Source organism: uncultured Campylobacter sp. (genome assembly GCF_937949835.1).
Taxonomy (GTDB): Bacteria; Campylobacterota; Campylobacteria; order Campylobacterales; family Campylobacteraceae; genus Campylobacter_B.
Map to the genome: position 1 here is coordinate 1 of NZ_CALEDC010000266.1, position 1,463 is coordinate 1,463.

General features: G+C 54.3%; 2 protein-coding genes. Both read left to right on the plus strand.

Translation table 11 applies throughout. From position 1 onward, the window contains the following. Nucleotides 1–54: 54 nt before the first annotated feature. On the plus strand, nt 55–471 hold the full coding sequence (locus Q0256_RS05980; protein WP_297961104.1) for a hypothetical protein: 417 nt from the start codon (nt 55–57) through the stop codon (nt 469–471). Then, a partial coding sequence (locus Q0256_RS05985; RefSeq protein WP_297961106.1) for a beta-ketoacyl synthase N-terminal-like domain-containing protein occupies nt 452–1,463 on the plus strand: 1,012 nt, incomplete at its 3' end. The genes Q0256_RS05980 and Q0256_RS05985, both read left to right, overlap by 20 nt.

Here is a 1,463-nt window from a genome sequence, read left to right on the forward strand (position 1 = left end):
AAGCTATATTTTAGAGGGCGAGATTATGATTTCGCTCGTTTTTAGGGAGAATTTTTGAGACCTGTTTATCGTTTTTACGCTATTTCTAAAACGGCTTTCATTCTGCTTTGCGCCGCGTTTTTTATAGACGGATGCGCGCGCAAGGCGCCCGAGCAGATAGCGGAATTTAACCAAAAGCAGTTCATCCTGACGGACGAGCTCGGCGTAAAAAGCAGAGCCCTGATCTCAAAAATTTCACCCGCAAACGGCGAGGAGAGCCGCTACAAGCTCGTCTGGCTCGATATGCTAGGCGCGCCGATCGCACGTAAAATTTTATCGATCAAAGGCAGCGAGGCTAAATTTCGCAACGACGGCTTCCTGCCGCCCGATTCGCAAAGCGAGCGCGTATTTTTAGCCCTGCTTGAGAATGCGGATAAACCGAATTTCACCATAAACGCAAAGGGGCGCCGATATGACGCAGTATCTAAGTAACCCCGGGCTCATCTGTGCGGGCGCAAACAGCGCCGCAGAGCTTTTTAGCGCGCTGTGCGAGAAGAGATCCGCGCTGCGAAAGCTTAGCGTATACGGCAAAAATTTTATCTTCGGGCGCGTGGATACGCCGCTGCCGAGGATCAAAGATCGCGCCTACGCCACGCGCACGAACGCTCTGGCGCTTTGCGCCTGCCTAGGCGTGCAGGGGCAGATCGAGCAAGCCGTGCAAAAATTCGGCGCGCACCGCGTAGGAGTGGTATTTGCGACCACCAACACCGGCGTGCAGGAAAACTATGCGGAATTTTTCACTTGCGGCAAAGACGCGGGAAATTTTATCTCGCAAGACGGCGAGAGCTCCGCGCCGCGCAGTGAAATTTCTACTGCAAACAGCGAAAATTTCGCCAAAAATTCAAAAGCCGCAAACGATAAATTTAAAAACTTCTGCTTCGAGCGCAACTCTCACGCAAACCCCGCAAATTTTATCCGCGAACGCTTCGGACTAAAATCCGTCGCGATCGGAGTTTCTAGCGCCTGCACCAGCGGAAACAAAGCTCTGATCGAAGCTTCGCGCCTCATCTACGCGGGACTTTGCGACGCGGTCGTATTCGGCGGCGCCGATGCATTAGACGAGCTCACGCTGCAGGGATTTAGCGCACTTGAAATTTTAAGCGAGCAGCCGCTAAAGCCGTTTTCAGAGGCGCGATCAGGCACAAATCTAGGCGAGGGAGCCTGCGCATTCGTGCTTTCGCGCGAGCGCATAAGCGACGTCGCGCTTTTGGCTCACGCAGCAAACTCCGACGCCTACCACATCACCAAGCCCGATCCCGGCGCACGCATGCAGATCACGGCGATCAAAACCGCGCTAAAATCGGCGCGGCTGCAAAGCGTGGATTACGTAAATCTGCATGGCACCGCCACTGCGGCTAACGACGCGATGGAGGCCTTGGCTATGAGCGCTGCCCTGCCCTTAGCGCCAGCAAGCTCGTCCAAAT